Source organism: Brasilonema sp. UFV-L1, from assembly GCF_012912105.1.
Classification (GTDB): Bacteria; Cyanobacteriota; Cyanobacteriia; order Cyanobacteriales; family Nostocaceae; genus Brasilonema.
Map to the genome: position 1 here is coordinate 34637 of NZ_QMEA01000030.1, position 18421 is coordinate 53057.

The 18421-nt window shown below is 40.4% G+C and carries 20 protein-coding genes; 9 read left to right on the top strand and 11 right to left on the bottom strand.

The genetic code is table 11. The features are described from left to right. Positions 1–187 precede the first annotated feature (187 nt). Positions 188–1156, top strand: a complete 969-nt coding sequence (locus tag DP117_RS11615) for a DUF459 domain-containing protein (protein WP_169218460.1) — start codon at positions 188–190, stop codon at positions 1154–1156. Positions 1157–1274: 118 nt separating this feature from the next. Continuing rightward, entirely contained in the window at positions 1275–2489 is a 1215-nt protein-coding gene (locus tag DP117_RS11620; RefSeq protein ID WP_169218461.1) for a hypothetical protein, read from the top strand. 198 nt (positions 2490–2687) lie between these two features. Here DP117_RS11620 and DP117_RS11625 read toward each other — a convergent pair whose 3' ends face one another. Beyond that, entirely contained in the window at positions 2688–2876 is a 189-nt protein-coding gene (locus tag DP117_RS11625) for a hypothetical protein (protein WP_248277627.1), read from the bottom strand. 328 nt (positions 2877–3204) lie between these two features. On the opposite strand from DP117_RS11625, the gene DP117_RS11630 reads away from it, so the two are divergent. Beyond that, the gene (locus tag DP117_RS11630; RefSeq protein ID WP_169218463.1) at positions 3205–4698 is read left to right on the top strand and encodes a PLP-dependent aminotransferase family protein; all 1494 of its coding nucleotides are present in this window, start codon (positions 3205–3207) and stop codon (positions 4696–4698) included. A gap of 154 nt (positions 4699–4852) precedes the next feature. Further along, the gene (locus DP117_RS11635) at positions 4853–5065 is read left to right on the top strand and encodes a hypothetical protein (protein ID WP_169218464.1); all 213 of its coding nucleotides are present in this window, start codon (positions 4853–4855) and stop codon (positions 5063–5065) included. A 305-nt stretch (positions 5066–5370) separates the two neighbouring features. On the opposite strand, the gene DP117_RS11640 is transcribed toward DP117_RS11635, so the two are convergent. The 6 genes from DP117_RS11640 to DP117_RS11665 form a co-directional block, all read right to left on the bottom strand. Further along, positions 5371–6945: a GMC family oxidoreductase gene (locus DP117_RS11640; protein WP_169218465.1), complete on the bottom strand. Its 1575-nt coding sequence runs from the start codon at positions 6943–6945 to the stop codon at positions 5371–5373. A 189-nt stretch (positions 6946–7134) separates the two neighbouring features. Continuing rightward, a complete protein-coding gene (locus tag DP117_RS11645; RefSeq protein WP_169218466.1) occupies positions 7135–7737 on the bottom strand; it encodes a heme-copper oxidase subunit III in 603 nt (200 codons plus the stop codon). Positions 7738–8183: 446 nt separating this feature from the next. Next, complete coding sequence (ctaD, locus tag DP117_RS11650; RefSeq protein WP_169218467.1) at positions 8184–9866, bottom strand: cytochrome c oxidase subunit I; 1683 nt, start codon at positions 9864–9866, stop codon at positions 8184–8186. A 29-nt stretch (positions 9867–9895) separates the two neighbouring features. Continuing rightward, entirely contained in the window at positions 9896–10807 is a 912-nt protein-coding gene (locus DP117_RS11655; protein ID WP_169218468.1) for a cytochrome c oxidase subunit II, read from the bottom strand. Between the two features lie 75 nt (positions 10808–10882). Beyond that, positions 10883–11488 (bottom strand): DUF2231 domain-containing protein, encoded by a 606-nt coding sequence (locus DP117_RS11660; protein WP_169218469.1) that lies wholly within the window; start codon positions 11486–11488, stop codon positions 10883–10885. After that, positions 11485–11985 carry a DUF2231 domain-containing protein gene (locus DP117_RS11665; RefSeq protein WP_169218470.1) on the bottom strand — a complete coding sequence of 167 codons (501 nt, stop codon included), beginning with the start codon at positions 11983–11985 and terminating at the stop codon, positions 11485–11487. The genes DP117_RS11660 and DP117_RS11665 overlap by 4 nt, the downstream gene beginning before the upstream one ends. A 623-nt stretch (positions 11986–12608) precedes the next feature. Between DP117_RS11665 and DP117_RS11670 the strand changes: the two genes are divergently transcribed. From DP117_RS11670 to DP117_RS11680, 3 genes are all read left to right on the top strand, one after another. Next, complete coding sequence (locus tag DP117_RS11670) at positions 12609–13670, top strand: DUF3445 domain-containing protein (RefSeq protein WP_169218471.1); 1062 nt, start codon at positions 12609–12611, stop codon at positions 13668–13670. A 271-nt stretch (positions 13671–13941) separates the two neighbouring features. Beyond that, positions 13942–14733 carry a YdcF family protein gene (locus tag DP117_RS11675; RefSeq protein ID WP_169218472.1) on the top strand — a complete coding sequence of 264 codons (792 nt, stop codon included), beginning with the start codon at positions 13942–13944 and terminating at the stop codon, positions 14731–14733. Between the two features lie 105 nt (positions 14734–14838). Next, the gene (locus tag DP117_RS11680) at positions 14839–15060 is read left to right on the top strand and encodes a hypothetical protein (RefSeq protein WP_169218473.1); all 222 of its coding nucleotides are present in this window, start codon (positions 14839–14841) and stop codon (positions 15058–15060) included. Positions 15061–15239: 179 nt separating this feature from the next. On the opposite strand, the gene DP117_RS11685 is transcribed toward DP117_RS11680, so the two are convergent. Then, positions 15240–15509 (bottom strand): ferredoxin-thioredoxin reductase variable chain, encoded by a 270-nt coding sequence (locus tag DP117_RS11685; RefSeq protein WP_169218474.1) that lies wholly within the window; start codon positions 15507–15509, stop codon positions 15240–15242. Positions 15510–16097: 588 nt separating this feature from the next. On the opposite strand from DP117_RS11685, the gene DP117_RS11690 reads away from it, so the two are divergent. Then, the gene (locus DP117_RS11690) at positions 16098–16658 is read left to right on the top strand and encodes a Uma2 family endonuclease (protein ID WP_169218475.1); all 561 of its coding nucleotides are present in this window, start codon (positions 16098–16100) and stop codon (positions 16656–16658) included. 60 nt (positions 16659–16718) lie between these two features. Here the strand turns inward: DP117_RS11690 and DP117_RS11695 are convergent, their stop codons facing one another. From DP117_RS11695 to DP117_RS11705, 3 genes are read right to left on the bottom strand one after another with little or no spacing between them, the layout of a single operon-like run. Beyond that, positions 16719–17156 (bottom strand): hypothetical protein, encoded by a 438-nt coding sequence (locus DP117_RS11695; protein WP_169218476.1) that lies wholly within the window; start codon positions 17154–17156, stop codon positions 16719–16721. A 26-nt stretch (positions 17157–17182) separates the two neighbouring features. Further along, the gene (locus DP117_RS11700; protein WP_169218477.1) at positions 17183–17599 is read right to left on the bottom strand and encodes a PIN domain-containing protein; all 417 of its coding nucleotides are present in this window, start codon (positions 17597–17599) and stop codon (positions 17183–17185) included. Then, the gene (locus tag DP117_RS11705; protein ID WP_169218478.1) at positions 17596–17859 is read right to left on the bottom strand and encodes a hypothetical protein; all 264 of its coding nucleotides are present in this window, start codon (positions 17857–17859) and stop codon (positions 17596–17598) included. Before DP117_RS11705 ends, DP117_RS11700 begins: the two co-directional genes overlap by 4 nt. Before the next feature lie 78 nt (positions 17860–17937). Between DP117_RS11705 and DP117_RS11710 the strand changes: the two genes are divergently transcribed. Continuing rightward, on the top strand, positions 17938–18156 hold the full coding sequence (locus DP117_RS11710; RefSeq protein ID WP_169218479.1) for a hypothetical protein: 219 nt from the start codon (positions 17938–17940) through the stop codon (positions 18154–18156). Positions 18157–18421 lie beyond the last annotated feature (265 nt).

The following is an 18421-nucleotide window of genomic DNA, read 5'->3' on the forward strand; positions in this document are numbered from 1 at the left end:
CGTTTTTTTTATCGTCTTTATGATGAACTTTGCTGGAGACAAGATGACTGAGATTTTATGCAAATTTTTGTCCAAGCAATATCTTGTTTTACAGACAGTTATTGTTGCTTGTTTAGTGTATATCATCCTCAGATTAGGTCCCGATACAGTTCCGCCTTTCATTTACTTCAATTTCTAAGTGAGGATTATGAAAGACAAAAGATTTTTCTTGATTTCTAGTTCTGTCAGTCTACTTTTAATTGTTGCTAATTTTCCGCTCTTCATCAAAAGCTTGGGGTCTAGTCAAATAGCTATTCCACGCATGAAACAAGCAGCACAACAAGTCAAAATTGAAGGTGTTCGTAAACATGAACAAGAATTTTGGAATAGCATTAAAGAAATTGATTTTGACCCCATCAAGAAAAAGTCTGATATTCCTCAAGTTCAACCAACATTATCTCAAATTTATAAACCACAGCAAACTCCCTTAGAAGTATCTCAGAAAAAGCCAGAAAAACCCTATACTCGTTTCTTGCTTCTTGGAGATTCCATTATATATGCATTAAGTGTGGAATTTGAAAATGCAATGAAGAAATCTTCCTACAAATATGATACTCTTAAAGTAGAATATAAAATATCTACAGGATTAAATAGAATTGATTTCTATAACTGGTATTTAAAAACTCCTCAAGTTATTAATAAATACAAGCCAGATATAATGATAGTCGTTTTTGGTGGAAACGATGACCAAGATATTCTAGATACCAAAAATATTTACAGGGCTGAATTGACACCAGCATGGGAAAAGGCTTATCAAGAAAGAGTCGAACGGTATGCCAAATTATTAGAAAAATCTTCAGTGCGAAAAGTATACTGGATTGGTCATCCTATATCGAATCTTGCTCGATATAATAAGTTCTTTCCAATTTTTAATAAAATTTACCAGAAAGTTGCAGATGCTTCTGCCAAAATCGAGTACGTTGACTGTTGGGATATCTTTGCTGTTAATGGTAAGTTCGCTCCGGTAGTTGCTAATAAGTCTGGAAAGAAGGGACAAGTCAGAACCAGTGATGGCGTACATTTTACCCTGCATGGCGCAAACATTCTTGTCAATCGTTTGATGGAAAAGATGGTTAAAGATAAAGTTTTACAACCAAAACCAAAGTCTGAGAAATAAGACGAGCATCCTACTGTCGATGAGTTGAAAATACCTTGATTGGTTCACCATCTTAAAAAAGCGAATTTTCCAATGAATCACTACTTCTTATCCAATTCATCTCCTGTTATTTAAACGTATGGAAAGCAATAAGTTACTATTTGCCTTAGGTATCAGCGTATTAGTTTTTCTCCAGTCTTGTAATTTGACTAGTACTCATAATAAACAGACAATTGCCAAGACAAATAACCAACAACAAGCAAGTCTTAAATCTACTCCACAAACTCCGCCAGAACCCAAAGTAGAGTTTGAGCAAGCAAAATCAGACAAATTGACAAATACAGCGAAGTTTCTTGCCGGGATGGAAGTAGATAGTAACAGCAACTTAGCTGTTTTACAAAAAAAGAGTAACTGGCAAAACCATCGTAGATTTTTTGAAAATGCTTGGTCAAAATTAGAAACCCAACATTTAGCAAAACTTCGACAATGGTCCCAGCAAGAACTAAAGCAAATTAATACTGCTTTTCTACCTGTTTTTTATCCCTTTAGTGGACCGGATTTTTTGTATACTTATTCTTTATTTCCTCAAGCTAAAGAATATGTATTTATGGGTTTAGAACCAGTCATGAATGTTCCTGATTTGGTGACTCTTTCTGAAAACCAGCGTGATTTGAAATTACAGGAAATTAGAAGTTCTCTTCAAGATATTCTGCAATTTAGCTTTTTCATTACTAAGGAAATGAAAGTTGACTTGCAGAAGCAAGGAGTGCTTCCAATTTTGTATGTTTTTATGGCACGTACTCAAAATTCTATCCTCGATGTGCAAGATGTTGGGATAGACAAAGATGCTAAAATCCAGCAATTCCAGAAAGGCATGATTCCAGGAGTGAAAATTATTTTCGTCCCCAAAGGAGAATCCCAACCCCGTAATCTGTATTATTTCTCCACCGATGCATCTAATTCAGGACTCAAACAACGACCAGAATTTAGTCAATTTATCAGCCAATTAGATTTAAGAGTCACTTATCTGAAAGCAGCATCCTATTTAATGTATGGCGAAGATTTTTCTGATATTAGGACTTTAATTTTGGCGAAAACTACTTATCTACTACAAGATGACTCTGGTATACCGCTCAAATTCTTTGATCGTTCTCGTTGGAACTTAAAGTTTTATGGCTCTTATATTCGTCCAATCCCTGTGTTTAATCATGACTATCAACCAGAGTTGAGACAAATATATGTTACTGATAAAACTATTAAACCGCTGAATTTCGGCATTGGTTATAAGTTTGGAGTCAATGAGTCAAATTTAATGTTGGCAGAGACAAAAAAACTTTCTGCTACTAAACCTTAGCCATTAACAGCTATCAGTTACCAGTTACCAGTTATCAATTTTACCCCTTCTAACCTCCCCAAAGCATCGGGGATCTCTTCTAGTTATTTCTATGCATCTTCATATGGAAACGGTATTAGGTAACAACTCTTCTACGCCTGAGATGTTCAGGCGTAGGTGGTAAGTTACTGCAATATCATTTTGCAATGAATCAAAGTTTTACTTGTAGTAACAGTGTTCAATCCAAATTCGCATTTCTTCTTCAGAACCAAAACAAGCAGAACGTCCTGTTAATGGATCATAGGCGTGCCAAGAAAAAGTACGACCACAACGATCTGATTCTTGCCATACTTGCAGTTCAGAACCGCTAAACAGCCATGTGACAACATTTTGCCAAATGTTTTTCATTATCGGTAATATTTCTTTGGAAAAATTAAAGATTTTCATAGCACAATGACCTGACACAAGTTTAGAAGTTTTGAGTGATGAGTAGCAAATGCTGAGTCATTCATCGCACTCACTCATTTCTCATAACTGTTGGGTGAACTATTACTTTTACCTTCGCTCAAGAATTTATAACTGAGAAGGTACACTTTTTGCAGATTTGTACTAGTACAGTTAAGCCTCTTGACAACTGTTCTATTAAAAATTCTACAAACTGTACTAGCTCAACAGAAGAAAAATCGTTTATATTGCCAGTATTGATGATTTTGTAGTCATTAATGAGTGTGCCAGTATGAAGATTTTATTAGAGAGGCAATCGTCTAAACCTATATACTTGCAGATACGAGATCGCATCAGTCGTCTCATTAAATCTGGCGCACTGCAAAGCGGCGACCGCCTTCCCTCAATCCGCTGTTTGGCAGAGAGTTTGCAAGTTAATAAACTCACAATCATTGAAGCTTATAACGTTCTAGAAGCCGATGGTGTTGTGTGTGCGCGTCAAGGTGCAGGATATTTTGTTAATAGCGCATCTGTTCCTTCTGCTAACCTAAAATCAACATTTGCCCCCGCACAAAATGTCATAATTCCAAAACAAGGAGGAAGTTCTTTTTTTGATATGTGTACGGCTGCAGTGCATGCACAATCTCAGCCAGGAATGATTAACCTTAGTATTGGTTTTCCTCATCCGCCAAAAGATATAGATTTAATTGCTAGACGAGCACTTAGACAAACTCCTGATACCTTATTTCAATACGATTTGCCTCAAGGACAATTGACTTTGCGCAGACAGATTGCTCAGATGTTAATCCAACAAGGAATGGAGGTATCAGCAGACAATTTGATTATTACCAATGGCTCTGAGCAAGGGCTATCATTGATATTACAATATCACATACAACCAGGTGATTGGGTGATTGTTGAGAGTCCTACATATTTTGGGGCGATCGCCATTCTGGAAAAATTAAAAGCCAAAATTATAGGCATTCCCATGACTGCAGAAGGGATGAATTTAGAGTTATTAGAGCAGTATCTCAAAAGCCATCATCCAAAATTAATTTATACCATCAGTACTTTACATAACCCTACAGGGATAACGACAACTCAAGCACATCGCCAAGAATTACTCAGGTTAGCAGAAAAATACGAGTGTCCGATTTTAGAAGATAATGCTTATGAAGGACTATGTTTTGAAATGGTACCACCACCAATCAAAGCTTTTGACAAACAAGATTTGGTGACTTATGTAAACACCTTTTCTAAAACTTTGATGCCAGGGTTACGGGTCGGTTATATGGTAGTGACAGGCAAACATTATCAAGACATTCTTGAGCAGAAATTGCTCTATGATTTCCATACATCCACCGTTTCCCAAGCAATAGTCAGCGAGTACCTAGCATCAGGACACCTCCGCCGTCACCTCAAGCAAATGCGTGCAGAACTCCTTCAAAGCCGTAATCTTATGCTTCAAGCTTTGGAGTGTTACTTTCCCGAAGAAGCACGGTGGACTGTTCCAAATGGTGGATTATTTCTTTGGGTGCAGTTACCTGAGAATCTTCCGACTAAGACCATTCGTATCGAAGCTTTATCACAAAATGTCTTACTTGCTTGTGGTTCGGCGTTTTTCCCAGACAAGCAAGGTTATCCAGCTATGCGGTTGAGTTATTGTCTCACACCGGAGGAGATTGAAAAAGGTATTTCTATATTGGGTAAATTGCTGAAAAAACATCTTTACAAAGGGTGTGAGAGGATATCTAATAATCATCAAACACTTGTTCACAGCATTTAGATCAGCTAATATTTTGTATTCTTGTTCAACACTGCAAAGTGATAATTCATCCAAAAGACAGATGGAGTGATTAAGCATAACTACATCTTAGAGAGAAGAAATCACATTCCTACACTTCCTAAGATGTTAGCAGTGTTAAATGCGGAGTTTACCTATGTCTTATCCAGAAAACGACCAAGTACAAAATCAAAAATCTGAAGAACAAAATACTTCTACTTCCGGTGGTTATCAAACCCCTATTGAAGAAGAAACCCGCAAAACTGGTAATGCTGTCAAAAACGATGCAAAAGAGTCTGCAGTACCAGAATCTGGTAGCAGCGATCAGTTTGTTGAGGGCGGTGGTAATCAAGGAACTGAAAAGCGTTAAGTTTCAATTCAACTGAAACTAGTCGTATACACAAGCAGGACAGGTGGAATTGTGTCATATTAAGCATTTTTCCACCTATTTTTCTGTATTCAATAGCCCGTACAGGCGGGCTGAATTTGTATAGTTTTCGTCTTCTATAGCAATCCTATTTGATTTCTAAAAATCGCCCATATTCACCCTTCCCAACAACTTCCACGAATTTGGGAATCTTGTTGTGTAAGTTCTTTGCGCGTGCCTGCAGGACTTATAACTTAGGATTGCTATAGACTGAAAATTATGAACGAAAATTTGATATCACACTCGTACTAATTCAACCGTGAAATCAAGTGTTCGCCAACACGCAACGCATTCGCCATAATCGTCAGTGCAGGACTCACAGCAGAACTAGATGGGAAAAAACTGCCATCTACAATATAGAGATTATCTACATCATGCGTGCGACAATTCAGGTCGAGAACAGATGTTGTCGGGTCTTCTCCAAAGCGACAAGTCCCACTCTGATGCGCCACGACTCGAATAGGCGTATTGCTATAAGGATATATGCTTAACGGTAACACCGAGCTTTTTGTAGTTTTGTCTATAGCTTTCAACACCTCTGTCCAATGATAAATCAAACGGTCATGAGCCTCAACATTATTAGGCGTGTAATCCAGATGCAGCTTGGAACCTTGCACGCGCACTCTATTGTTGGAGTCAGGCAAATCTTCTGTTTGCAACCACCAACCGATTGTACGTGTTGCTAGCTGCTGTAGTCCAAATTCTGGTATGAATCTTGATAGAAGAGACAACAAAGGCGGTGCTTCAGCAGGAATCATATCCTGAAGAATACTACCTGTATTTTGGATATGACCCATCGGATATTCAAAATCTGAGTCTCCCCAATAAAAATCGTGGACGTAAATCGTCTTCTGAAACACAGCAGAGTTAGGTGTGGGAGTAAGCTGTACCACTGCTGACAACAGGTGTTTCATAAAATTGCGTCCCACCTGATCAGAACTATTAGCTAATCCAGTAGGGTGTTTTTCATTTGGCGATCGCAACAACAAAGCTGCTGAATTTACAGCACCACACGCCAGCACTACAATATCACTGAAAAACAGATAAGATTGACCAGCAATTTCCGCTTCAACGGCTTTTACTTCTCGACCAGACGGACTAGTGTGTAAACGTACAACTTTAGCATCAGTCTTCAGCGTCACGTTAGGAAATTCTAAAGCAGGGACAACTCCTGATACCTCAGCATCAGCTTTACCATCAATCTTACAGGGAAAGCCATCACAAGTTTTACACCGGATACAAAGACTCTGGCTACCATCACTTTCATTTAACCTTAAACCCAAAGGTAGATATCCTGGATGCAGCCCATGATGAGAGATAGCATCGCAAATTTGCTGCATTCGGGCTTCGTGGCTGATTGGAGGATAAGGATAATCTTCACTTCGAGGAGGTTCTGTTGGATCGTCTCCCTGTTTACCATGAACAGAGTAAAGCTTTTCTGCTTCTGTATAGTAAGGTTCAAAGTCTTGGTATTTTAAAGACCATTCTGGAGAGATACCATCTTGATGTTGAACCTTCTCAAAATCCTTTTCGCGCATCCGTAACAAAGCCGCACCATAAACCTTGGTGTTACCTCCAACCCAATAGTTGGTTTGGGGACGAAAAGGTTCTCCGGAAATATCGTACCACTGTTCACGAGTGTGATAACGTCCTTTTTTAAAAACCTCTCCGGCATTCCAGTTTTCATTTTCTTTGGGTAAGAAATTGCCTCTTTCTAAAACAAGAATTTTCTTACCTGTCGGTGCAAGTTTATGTATTAATGTACCTCCACCAGCACCTGTACCAACGATAATTAAGTCATAGTGTTGGTCATCAATAATCATAGAAATTTTCCTCCTTTAAGGGTATAAGGAAACAAGTAACAAAGCAAAAGTAAAAAGATAATTGCTTTCTTAAAGACTGACGCAAAGAAACCCGGTTTCTACCAGAAATCTCTGTTTTGCAATCAAATATGAACTCAGAAACCGGGTTTCTAGCAGATAGTGCGTAAGTCCGATTCTTTCTACTTTTCTTCACTGCCAGATATAAATGAGAACAAACAAAATAATCCAAATCACATCAACAAAATGCCAAAACAAAGATGTGGCATTCACACCAAAGTGACTAGAATCATAATTACCCGGAATAAACGAGCGAGCAAAAATAATCATTTGCAATATGATTCCAGTGAGAACGTGCAAACCGTGGAAACCAGTTAACAAATAGAACGTCCCACCAAAAACACCACTGGTAAAGCCAAAAGCAAGGTGATTCCATTCAATCGCCTGCCCAACAAGGAAGTAAGTTCCCATCGCCATTGTTGCCAAAAGAAACAGGCGAAATTGATTCAAGTTGTGACGTAATAATGCACGTTCTGCCAGATAAATAACAAAACTACTAGCAACAAGAACCACCGTATTAATAGCAGGGTCTTTAATTTCTAATCCAGAAACACCAGACGGTAACCAGTCGGGAGTTGTTGTTTTGTAGACAATATATCCGGCGAAAAAACTTAAGAAAATCACACTTTCTGAGAGTAAGAACACAACAAAGCCAAACATTTTGTTGCCTTCTTCGTCGTGAGTATGCTCATGCAAAGGTTGCTGTATTTGTTCTGTAATGATGGAACTATCCATTGATGAAATTCTCCTTTATTTTACGGCTGATTATTTGTACTTAGTCGTTGGCAGTTACTCCTAGGACTTACGCAAGAACTCTCTAAAACTTTTATTCCTATGCCCTGCGGGCACGCTGCGCTAATGCGTCCTTTGCGTCCTACCCTGCGGGAAGCCCTTCGGGGAAGACCTTCGGTCTCGCTGCGCTAACGCAGTCGCCTCTGTCGGGAAACCCTCCTGCAGCGCTGTCTCACCGCTGCGCGTCTATGCGGTTCGTTTTTTCATAATTTTGCGTAAGTCCTGACTTCCTTCCCACCAAAAGATTACTGATTTTAAAACCGCACCAGACGCAGAGAACGCAGAGGAAATACGCTTCGCTGCCCAAAAGAGGTAATTTTAGAACGAGAAGGAAGTAGTTAAACTAACCACCAACAGTCATCACAAGAAATACATTTCTTTATGTCAACCTACGATTTGTGATTATGAACTTGACCCGCTGTAGCTACCAATGGTTCAGATTTTCCGTAGCCATATGGTTCAGAAATCACCACAGGAATTTCTTCAAAATTCTCTACAGGTGGTGGTGAAGAAACCAGCCACTCTAATCCAATTGCCCGCCAAGGATTTTTAGGAGCTTGCTTACCATGCATCCAGGAAGCTATCATGTTGAGAATAAAAGGTAAAGTAGACATTCCTAGTAAAAACGCTCCAATACTGGCAACAATATTCCAGAATTCATACTCAGGAGCGTAGGAAGAAACACGACGCAACATTCCTTGTAATCCTAGAGGATGCATTGGGAAAAAGTTGAGATTGGTGCCAATAAATGCTAGCCAAAAGTGCAACTGACCCCAGCCTTCATAATACATACGTCCAGTCATCTTAGGGAACCAGTGATATATGGCAGCATACATTCCCATCGTTACTGTACCGTAAAGAACGTAGTGGAAATGACCGACTACATAGTATGTATTATTGACGTGAACATCAATCGGAACAGAAGAGAGTGTAATGCCAGTTATTCCTGCAAACACGAACAAGATTAATCCACCCAACGCAAATAGCATTGGCGTATTTAGTCGTAGCTTTCCTCCCCAGATAGTTGCAACCCAAGCAAAGACTTTAATCCCTGTAGGTACAGAAACGAACATTGTCGAAAGCATGAAAATCATCCGCATCCAGCCCGGAGTCCCACTGACATACAGATGGTGTACCCAAACCAAAGCACTGACTCCAGCAATCAAGAGTGATGAAAGTGCAACGACTTTGTAACCGAACAGAGGTTTACGAGCATACACAGGAAAGATTTCTGAAAAAATCCCGAAGACTGGTAGAATGATGACGTAAACTGCAGGGTGTGAGTAGAACCAGAAAAAATGTTGAAAAAGAACTGCATTACCTCCCTTTGCAGGATCAAAAAAGCTGGTTCCAACTGTCAAGTCAAAAAGCAGCATGACTGCGCCTGCAGTTAAGGCAGGGAGTCCAAACAGTTGAATAATTTGGGCGCTGAAGACTGCCCAGACAAACAAGGGCATCCGAAAGAATGTCATGCCTGGTGCCCGCATTTTGACAATTGTTGTCACAAAGTTGACTGCCCCCATAATCGAGGAAACCCCCGATATTGCCACAGCTAAAAGCCAGACAAATTCACCATTTATCAATTGACCTGACGGGTTTTGCAAACTGACGGGAGGGTAAGACCACCAGCCTGCTTGTGCTGGACCACCTGGGACAAAGAAACTCGCCATCAACAAAATTCCGGCTATGGGAACCATCCAGAAGGCAACAGCATTCAAGCGGGGAAATGCCATATCTCGCGCCCCAATCATTAACGGCACAAGGTAGTTGGCAAAACCTACTAATACTGGAAATGTCCAACCGAATAACATGACTGTGCCATGCATAGTAAACATGGCATTGTAAACTGTGCGGTCAACGAGGTCTGATTCTGGGGTAATCAGTTCCCCCCGAATCACCATTGCAAATATGCCACCAACAAGAAAGAAAATGAAAGCAGTGACAATGTACTGAATACCAATGACCTTGTGGTCAGTGCTAAAGCTGAAGTATCGTTTCCAGCCTGTTGCGGCTTCGTGATCAGGTTTTGCACCACTAGTTAGACTAATGTCCTTAACAGAAATATTCGTCATTTGTTATTTATCCTTGCGAAACTCACAAATCACAACGGATTGCTGTAATTAACCACAGGAGGCTGTGCAGGCGAAACTGTCGCCCAGCCAGTTTTGATGGATTCTTGTGTTTTCTGCGTATACTCAGCAAAAGCTTGATTCGGTGCAGGAGAAAGCTTTTGAGTTGCGGCTTGTGCAAGCCACTTATCGTAATCTTCAGGAGATTCAACAACCACATTCGCCTGCATTGTGGCAAAGTAAGTACCGCTAAATTGGGAATCGGTTAATCGATATTTGCCCACCCGAATGGGAGTGAATTCAAAATCAATTGTGCGTTTGGGAATGATGTCTTGCTTGAGTCGGAAAGCGGGAATATAAAAGCCGTGGATAACGTCTTCTGATTGCAGTGCTAAACGAACGCGGTGATTACTTGGTAAGTGCAATTCAGTACTGGTGACATCTTGATTTGGGTAGCGGAACACCCAAGCCCACTGTTTCGCATTGACTTCAATGTTTTCTACAGGTTCAGCTGAGGAGTTTATAGGTGCAGCATACGCTGATTCCATTCCTATTGGCGTATGCAGGTGGACAATTTCCATTGGACCACGAATCGCCATTTGGTCGTAAACTTGATAGCTATAGCCTGCAATCCATAACACCACCAAAATTGGGATGGCTGTCCAGACTACTTCCAGTGTGACATTTCCTTCAATAGGAGGACCATCTTTAAAATCATACCTGCCTGCTCGATGGAAAGTCACGGAATATATGAGAGTTGCAGTCACTCCAAAGAAGATGAATGCACCCAGTGTGACGAGAAAGCTGAACAAATCATCTATCAGTTGTGATTCTGCTGCAGCTTGCGGAGGAAGCCAAGAATATGCCTGCTGTCCTATCCAGAGACTGACAACACTCAGGGCGATCGCACTTACAATGAGTATTAAAACATTCCAGATTTTCATAGTCATTAGTTATCAGTTATCAGTCATCAGTCATTAGTCATTAGCAAATAACAAATGACTAAGGACTAGAATTATTTACTTCAGCAACGTATTGGGGTTTTGACCCAATCGCAACAACATATCGGCGGTATTATGTACCCCAAACTCAGCAGCCAGTTGTGCTCCTAGTGTTCCATGTAGGTACAATAAGAACATGATTGCGAAGCCAGAAGCTAGGTAACTCCAATGCACTTGTTGGCTTTCGTCCTTGCACCACACATAGCGCTGCAATCCTCTCCAGACAGTCATACCAACAATCAGCGTTAATAAGAAAACACCACCCACACCATGCCAAAGCATTGTTTCTATTGGTTGCAATCCCCAGGCACTCTTCACATCAGATGGTGCATCTGCTAGCATCATTTCGTAAAAGCCTGCTGCTACAGTAAAAAATGTGATAACAGCTGAAGCCAGCACGTTATACCAGCCAACATCAAAGAAGTTGGAACGAACAGCCTTAATTGCCAAAAACTTGAAGACTAGAGTTTGTAAAGGGAACAATACACCAACGACATCAAAGAGAATGCCAAGAATAAACAAACCTAGGGTGAGATGAACCAAGTTTGGATGAATTGGTATCGCATAGGGCAATCCGTTTGCACCAAGATGTGTTTTTAATTGGTCAAGAACTTCAGCGTTCATTGTAATAATCCCTCCTTGAGTGCTTCAACAACTGGTACTGTATGCAGTCCATACACCCAAACCAGTTTGTCTCCGAGATATACTTGTACGCCAACCATAAGAGTTAAAATCAGTCCCAGTGCAAGATAAGAAAACGGTATTTTATGTGGAGTACGGCTACGAATCACATACCGCCAAGCTGTAATAGATGCAAGGATTCCTGAAAGTGACCAACCAAGAAATGTATGGACATTCAGCACTGACTCAACAGCATCATAAGGTTCTGCCAAACCTGCTTCAAACTGACCAAAAATAATGGCAATGAAGATGGAAATTGTAGCGAAAAACATATTCCACCAACTCACCTCAAAAAGACGATATTTTCCGCTTAAATAGCCAATAACATCGCAAATGAAGGCAAACAAGACCATCGCAATCACAAAGTGTACAACAATGGGATGAACTGTATCCGGATACGGTAAATTGTGGTCATTCAAAGCCGGAAGATACTCAAACATATTCTTCTCCTAGACATATCTCCTGAATTATTTCCCACTGCAAATCATCTGTTCAGTAAATACTTTTTATACTGAAATTTATCAGTCTAAACAAAATTGTACTTTTACAGCATTTCATGTTTGTCAATTGGTGACAAAATAACTTTTTCGGACTTTTTGTCAGCCGTTGTAGAGAGTGTTTAACAGTTATCAGTTATCAGTTATCAGTTATCAGTTGCTTTATAATTGTTCATGACTAACTGATTGACTGAAAACCTACTACTTAACAGAATGACGTTTGAGTCATCTGGCGTGCAATAAACACGCGTAATCATGCGATACCTACTTTGAGGTTCAGATGCTCAATCATGAAGTTAGAAAATAGCCATAGGTTTTCAGTTCAAACCTGACTCAATAGCAGCCCCATGCCCAATACATTTGTATTTTTGTGGTAACTTTATCCCCTGGGCTGTTTACCACTGTTAGCTATCTTAAACTTATGTAAATAAAATTTATGTATCGTTTGATAGTTTCATATTTTTTTTATTTTGTTATCATAGGACAATAAAATCAACTTTTTTCTATCTTTAAGATTATAAAAAGTAGCACAAACAATCACAGAACCAAGCATATCAACAATAGTTATGCAAACGCTTGCAGACAGTTTGTTCCAAGAAGCAAAGACAGTCGAGGCATCTAACGGTTCGGCTTGCTATTTTCCCCTTAATAATGGGCGGTACGAGGTAAAGCCTGGTTTTATTCCTTTCGGCTTCTGCTTCGGTAACGGTGAGGCAGACAAGCAAGTCTTTCAAATTGATGATAACTTCACTCACTACCATCAAGTTAAGCTTTTGGCTCGTGCTGAACGATTGAGCAAATATTACCAAACCTGTTATTATTCTGATACTGTTACAAGTGAGTTAACGCGGAGTGATTTGCCATCAGGCATTGCTCATTTGATTATTCACCGTCTTACTCAAGAACACCCTCAACACTTTTACACTGAACGGTTACCCAGTGGCGAAATAGCATTTTACAGCCAGCTAACCGGAGAAACTCTTTACCTGAATGCCAATTGCGAGTTACAGCAAATCGAAACCCAGGGTGAACAAGTTATTCCACCTTACGCCTCTACCCTCGATGCTTTAGCAGTACAAGTACAAGAAGACATAGCAGTGATCCGTCGTTGGGCAGATGGTAGCAACGTCTTGAGTGCAGTTCATCTATGCTACCCCAACCATTGGTCAGCCGAGGAAAAAATTGGCAAGGACTTTGTTACTGTACACTCACCTGTAGCTGGTATAGATAAAATTAATCGACGGGCGAGTGCTATTGTCAATACGATGATTGTCCGGGAACCAATGGTGCGCTTTTCTTGGGGCTTGAGTACTGACACCCGCCTAAATCACCATCCCGAACCACCTCTCAATGTAGCAATTAACCAGTGGCAGGGGAGAATGTTTCATCGAGAAAACCCCCAACTGTTTCTTAGAATTGAACGACAAGTCATTTGGGGGCTACCAGAATATGATACAGCACTATTCACCATCCGTACTTACTTTAGGGATTGTCGTGAAGTTAAAAAAGATATAAATTTGCGGCAAAAACTATCTTCTTCCATCCAGTCTATGACGCAAGAGTCCCTAGTTTATAAGGGTTTGGTGGAAAATAGAGACAGTATTCTCGCATGGCTAGAGGAAGTTTGAAGCATCCAAAAATCTGTTTCATTCTTTCCAGTGGAATCACTCTGCAAGGAAAACGAGTCGTAATTGTAGATACCGTAACTTCTTGTACTCGACCACACAAGTTTTGACAGGTTATCAAAAACCAGGTTTGGTGATAACCCGCTTTCTAGCCGTACTTGTCTCCTGGAATTCACGCCTTGTTCAGTACAGATGAGACAATAGTATAGCGCATAGTCAGTGCTTGTGTATCGTTTGTAAAGTATCCTCGTATCCTTACTGTAAAATTTGTCAAATGTTCTTATATCTCTCTAAATTGCTACCACTGTTTTTCTATCCTCTGGGACTAGCTTGCTTATGCTTGCTAGTCGCACTTTTCATGTTATGGAAACGACCACGCACAGCGACACTTGCAATTGTACTGGCAGTGATTCTATTATTGTCTAGTAGTAACGGCTGGGTTTCTTGCTTACTTGTGCAGTCTCTGGAATGGCAAAACCTTCCATCTGCTGAAATACCGACGGCAGAGGCGATCGTTGTTTTGGGTGGTGCAACTAAATCCGCTTTACCGCCACGACCAACTGTAGATTTAAATGAAGCAGGCGATCGCGTTATTTACGCAGCTCAACTCTACCGCCAAAAAAAAGCTCCTATCATTATTTTAAGTGGTGGTCGCATTGATTGGAACGGAGGCGGTCCATCAGAAGCGGGAGATATGGCTAATATCCTTACTTCTATTGGTATACCAAAAGAAGCCATTGTACAGGAGCCTGATTCTCTCAATACTTATCAAAATGCAGTGAATGTCAAGAAAATTCTCAACTCTCGTGGGATTCGTCGTGTTTTACTGGTGACTTCAGCCATTCATATGCCGCGATCGCTCCTCATTTTTAAACATCTAGGTATCGATGTCATTCCAACACCCACTGACTTTCTCATCAGTCAGAGTGAATTACAAGAATTGAGCAGCACTCCAAAGGCAGCCTTACTAAATATCTTACCTGATGTTGACAACCTACACCGATTTACTTCTGCTTTGAAAGAATACGTTGGTATTCTTGCTTATCGTTTGCGCGGATGGCTGTAAAAGGAAGTGATGAAAGTTATTAGCCCGACAGGTACGTAATAATGAATAAAGATTTGCACACTCAATCCCCATCTCTAACTCTTAATTTTTAAATTAACTCAGATTATGTCTCAAGAGTTACCCCACATCATACCTTCTCCTCAACCAGAAGTTGAGGACACATTCTCTGCATACCAAACAACTCACCAGTTTTACACAGAAGTTCAAGCGCGGTCAGAGTTAAAGCAATATTGTGAATGGTACAATACTACAGCAGAGCGTCATCGTCAAGAGCTACAAAGAATGCGGGGCGAATTGAATATCATGCAGTGGTTTCGCAGAAGGTAAATCAGTTGTGGTACTCATCGTACGTTTCGTTTTTGGTTTCTACAAATCCTTCGTCATTTCTGGGAATAATGTAAGAGTCATGTAGATAAAGTAGCGTACAGCCTCCTGCCAAAAGGAGGCTACTTATTTTCAGCTGTGATTTGGGTGAAAGTGCAGTGGTTTCACCGCAAATAAGTGATTTAGAGAATTTCTAATTCATTATCACGTAAATGAGCCTTAAATTTTTTACTAAACTGGACATAAATCGGCAAATTAGCACTCACAGGTCTACCTTGCCATTGATTGACAATACCTATCACGTCACCTTCTGTGCCTTCGAGGTCAAAAGCTTTCCCGCGATGCTCAGGATGATGGTAAACTATGACGGATTCTTTAACGCGGACGCGATCGCCAATTTTCATATTAGTATTTACACCTAGTTTGTGTTCCACAAGTGTCTCCACAGCCATCCCTCACTGAACTTGCTTTTTTGAAAAATAGACTGCTTGCACATTTTGTTGCTGTTCGTACTTGGTTTGCACAGAAGACACGACGTTTGAACGCCTCTGTCACTGCTAGACAAACAAAGCCTGCCCATGCAGGCTTTATTATTCAATGATGAGCCTTAGTCTATATCCCTTTGTTCTTCCAATCAACAAACAGACGAACAGGGATCGGGCAACATCAAACTCCCCTCGTACTTCGGCAAGAGGTCTAGTCCTTATTATCTTCACTCTAGGATGTTCCCAAGGTCAACTCTTTCGCCAATTGCTGGAAATCTCACAAGAGTCTAAGTCACATCTTGGACTTTCTAACCATTCTGAAATAAAAAACAGGAAAATAATAAGAGTCACGCCTACTCCGGAACTCCGGTCAGAAGACACTCATTGCAACTTTTTATACTAAATGCTTATCAACTACTTATAGAAGCAGAGTATGGAATCAATTAAATCCGTTTATTTACTGGACAGTTGTACAAAATGCCCAAGCGAGATTTTGACAACTGACGGGTGTGAATTCTTGATAATTATAAGATACAAGAAAAAGTGGAGGTAGTAATGTCTGTACAATTACTAAGACGGAAATTCACAGTTGAGCAATATCATAAAATGGCTGAGTTTGGCATTCTCAGGGAAGATGAACAAGTAGAACTGATACGGGGAGAGATTATTGAAATGTCACCGATTGGGACAAAACATGCTGCTTGTGTAAATCGATTAGTTAACCTGTTAATTCAGCGGCTAGGAAAACGCATAATACTTGCTCCCCAAAATCCTGTAATATTGAGCGATAACTCAGAACCTCAGCCAGATGTGACATTACTGCAACCCCGTGAAGACTTTTATGAAAATGCACATCCTCAACCAAACGATATTTTTCTCATCATAGAAGTTGCAGATACAACAGTGAAATATGACCGAGAAGTGAAAATTCCTTTGTATGCAGAAGACAAGATAACTGAAGTTTGGTTAGTAGATATTAATGAGCAATGTGTAGAAGTTTTTTCTGAACCTACGGCTGATGGATATCAGAATGTTCAGAAGTTTAGGCGAGGTGAAAGTTTAGCGATTCAGGCGTTTGGTGATGTGAAGATTTCTGTTGATGAAATCTTAGGATAGTTTTCGTTTTTACTCAAGATATTTAGTTCAATATTTTGTATGTATAAATTGTAGGGAGATTTATTTCTTCTCTTCTTCAACCTCTGACGCAGTGTATTTACAGAAAACATTCAGCCCAATTTTCAAAATGTATAACGCGACGATTGTAGCGATCGCCCCATCAACAGGTATGCCATGTAAGGCTGCAATTGTCACCAATGAGCCGATAATACTGTTGAGTAAAGAAGCGCTACCAGGATTATTCGTGTATTCCTTAAGTTTACCGCGTAAACCCTCATCACCACAGATTTCAGCACGGATTTCATTAAGTGTAAGCTGCAACAGAGATTTGCCTTTGCCGTAGTCTTGAATGCCGAATTGTTCGTGCCAAAGGGTATCAAAAGTCGCTTCTAAATTGCCATTGTTTTGTTCTAGGGTGGAAAGTGCTTTTTGCGCGGGTTCGTCTTTGAGAATTTGTTGGATTTGTTGGATTTCAGAAGGGGTTAATTGCGTGTTCATAAATAAATTTTTGGCAAAATAATCTATCAAGGATTTATTAATTCTTGAATTAACTGTTCAGGAGTAATAATTCGTGGAGTCGTTACTGGAAAATCTCCAGGATTGCGAGTAATAATAGCATATAAGCGATTAAGAACCGCAGTGCTGTATTGAATAGCGTCTTCAAAATCTTTGAAGGTGGTAGTTAGCGCCATGTTGATTGTGGTATTGTCTACTGTGGCGACTTGGCAAAGAGTCGTCATTCTTTGCAGAAATTGCAGTGTCCAAGTGTGACCTTTTACTTTGCGGATGATATAGTATAAATCGCTGAAAGTAGATGCGGAAAGATAACCTTGAATCTCCTGCCGTTCTACTCTTGCTAGAACTTGTTCGCTATTTGTGAAAAAAGGATCGCGATCAAGTGCTACGTCAACAATAATGTTCGTGTCTAGGAGAACCTTCACAGGTTATGCTTCTCCTTCAACGCTTCCCATCGTGCTTCATCTGGGTCAAAATCTGGTGGTGTAGGTGGAGCATTTTCGAGCAAATCTTTCAGGGCTTGGACTTTGTATTCCCGCTTCTTGGTTTGTTTAGGAGTGTCGGTAGTAGTTGGAGTTGGCTGCAAAATAATAACTTCCACTTTTCCAGGAGCAATATTAAGAGGTTCGTCAATAATTAAGTGACCTGATTCATCAATTGTTGCATTTAGTTTGTAGGCTTGCATAATTTTGCTCCTTTTTATTTCTAGAATAAAACACGGCTGTTAGAAACAGTGCGATCGCATTTCCAAATCATCGTTTGATTGTTGCGACAATGGCGATCGCATTCCCAAATCAATCGCACTCCCGAAGTTGTTGTCGTTACTCCCGAAGTTATTGTCGTTACTCCCGAAGTTGCTGTCGTTACTCCCGAAGTTGCTGTCGTTACTCCCGCAGTTGTTGTCGTTACTTCCGAAGTTGTTGTCGTTACTTCCGAAGTTGTTGTTGTGGCTAACGCTTATGTGTTCGTAACCAAAGGTTAAACAAAACTTATAAATAATATCAAGTTTACGCAGCACCCCACCCCTTAATCCCCTCCTCTGCTTGCGGCGGCTACGATGTACACACATCTCACTCAAAACCTCACCCTCGCTTTTAGCTGCGCTAAAATCTTTCCCTCTCCTTACTAAGGAGAGGGATGCCCGGAGGGCAGGGTGAGGTTCCATAGCCGCGATTTCTCATCGCCAAGGTATGGAGAGGGATGCCCGGAGGGCAGGGTGAGGTTCCATAGCCGCGATTTCTCATCGC

Bases quoted from the DNA above. Each gene is read 5' to 3' on its own strand.
- DP117_RS11695 (WP_169218476.1), bottom strand. From the start codon at position 17,156: ATGAACACGCAATTAACCCCTTCTGAAATCCAACAAATCCAACAAATT.
- DP117_RS11625 (WP_248277627.1), bottom strand. From the start codon at position 2,876: ATGAAAAACATTTGGCAAAATGTTGTCACATGGCTGTTTAGCGGTTCT.
- DP117_RS11690 (WP_169218475.1), top strand. From the start codon at position 16,098: ATGTCTGTACAATTACTAAGACGGAAATTCACAGTTGAGCAATATCAT.
- DP117_RS11705 (WP_169218478.1), bottom strand. From the start codon at position 17,859: ATGCAAGCCTACAAACTAAATGCAACAATTGATGAATCAGGTCACTTA.
- DP117_RS11635 (WP_169218464.1), top strand. From the start codon at position 4,853: ATGTCTTATCCAGAAAACGACCAAGTACAAAATCAAAAATCTGAAGAA.
- DP117_RS11620 (WP_169218461.1), top strand. From the start codon at position 1,275: ATGGAAAGCAATAAGTTACTATTTGCCTTAGGTATCAGCGTATTAGTT.
- DP117_RS11660 (WP_169218469.1), bottom strand. From the start codon at position 11,488: ATGAACGCTGAAGTTCTTGACCAATTAAAAACACATCTTGGTGCAAAC.
- DP117_RS11615 (WP_169218460.1), top strand. From the start codon at position 188: ATGAAAGACAAAAGATTTTTCTTGATTTCTAGTTCTGTCAGTCTACTT.
- DP117_RS11655 (WP_169218468.1), bottom strand. From the start codon at position 10,807: ATGAAAATCTGGAATGTTTTAATACTCATTGTAAGTGCGATCGCCCTG.
- DP117_RS11645 (WP_169218466.1), bottom strand. From the start codon at position 7,737: ATGGATAGTTCCATCATTACAGAACAAATACAGCAACCTTTGCATGAG.
- DP117_RS11670 (WP_169218471.1), top strand. From the start codon at position 12,609: ATGCAAACGCTTGCAGACAGTTTGTTCCAAGAAGCAAAGACAGTCGAG.
- DP117_RS11685 (WP_169218474.1), bottom strand. From the start codon at position 15,509: ATGGCTGTGGAGACACTTGTGGAACACAAACTAGGTGTAAATACTAAT.
- DP117_RS11680 (WP_169218473.1), top strand. From the start codon at position 14,839: ATGTCTCAAGAGTTACCCCACATCATACCTTCTCCTCAACCAGAAGTT.
- DP117_RS11675 (WP_169218472.1), top strand. From the start codon at position 13,942: ATGTTCTTATATCTCTCTAAATTGCTACCACTGTTTTTCTATCCTCTG.
- DP117_RS11630 (WP_169218463.1), top strand. From the start codon at position 3,205: ATGAAGATTTTATTAGAGAGGCAATCGTCTAAACCTATATACTTGCAG.
- DP117_RS11665 (WP_169218470.1), bottom strand. From the start codon at position 11,985: ATGTTTGAGTATCTTCCGGCTTTGAATGACCACAATTTACCGTATCCG.
- DP117_RS11640 (WP_169218465.1), bottom strand. From the start codon at position 6,945: ATGATTATTGATGACCAACACTATGACTTAATTATCGTTGGTACAGGT.
- ctaD (WP_169218467.1), bottom strand. From the start codon at position 9,866: ATGACGAATATTTCTGTTAAGGACATTAGTCTAACTAGTGGTGCAAAA.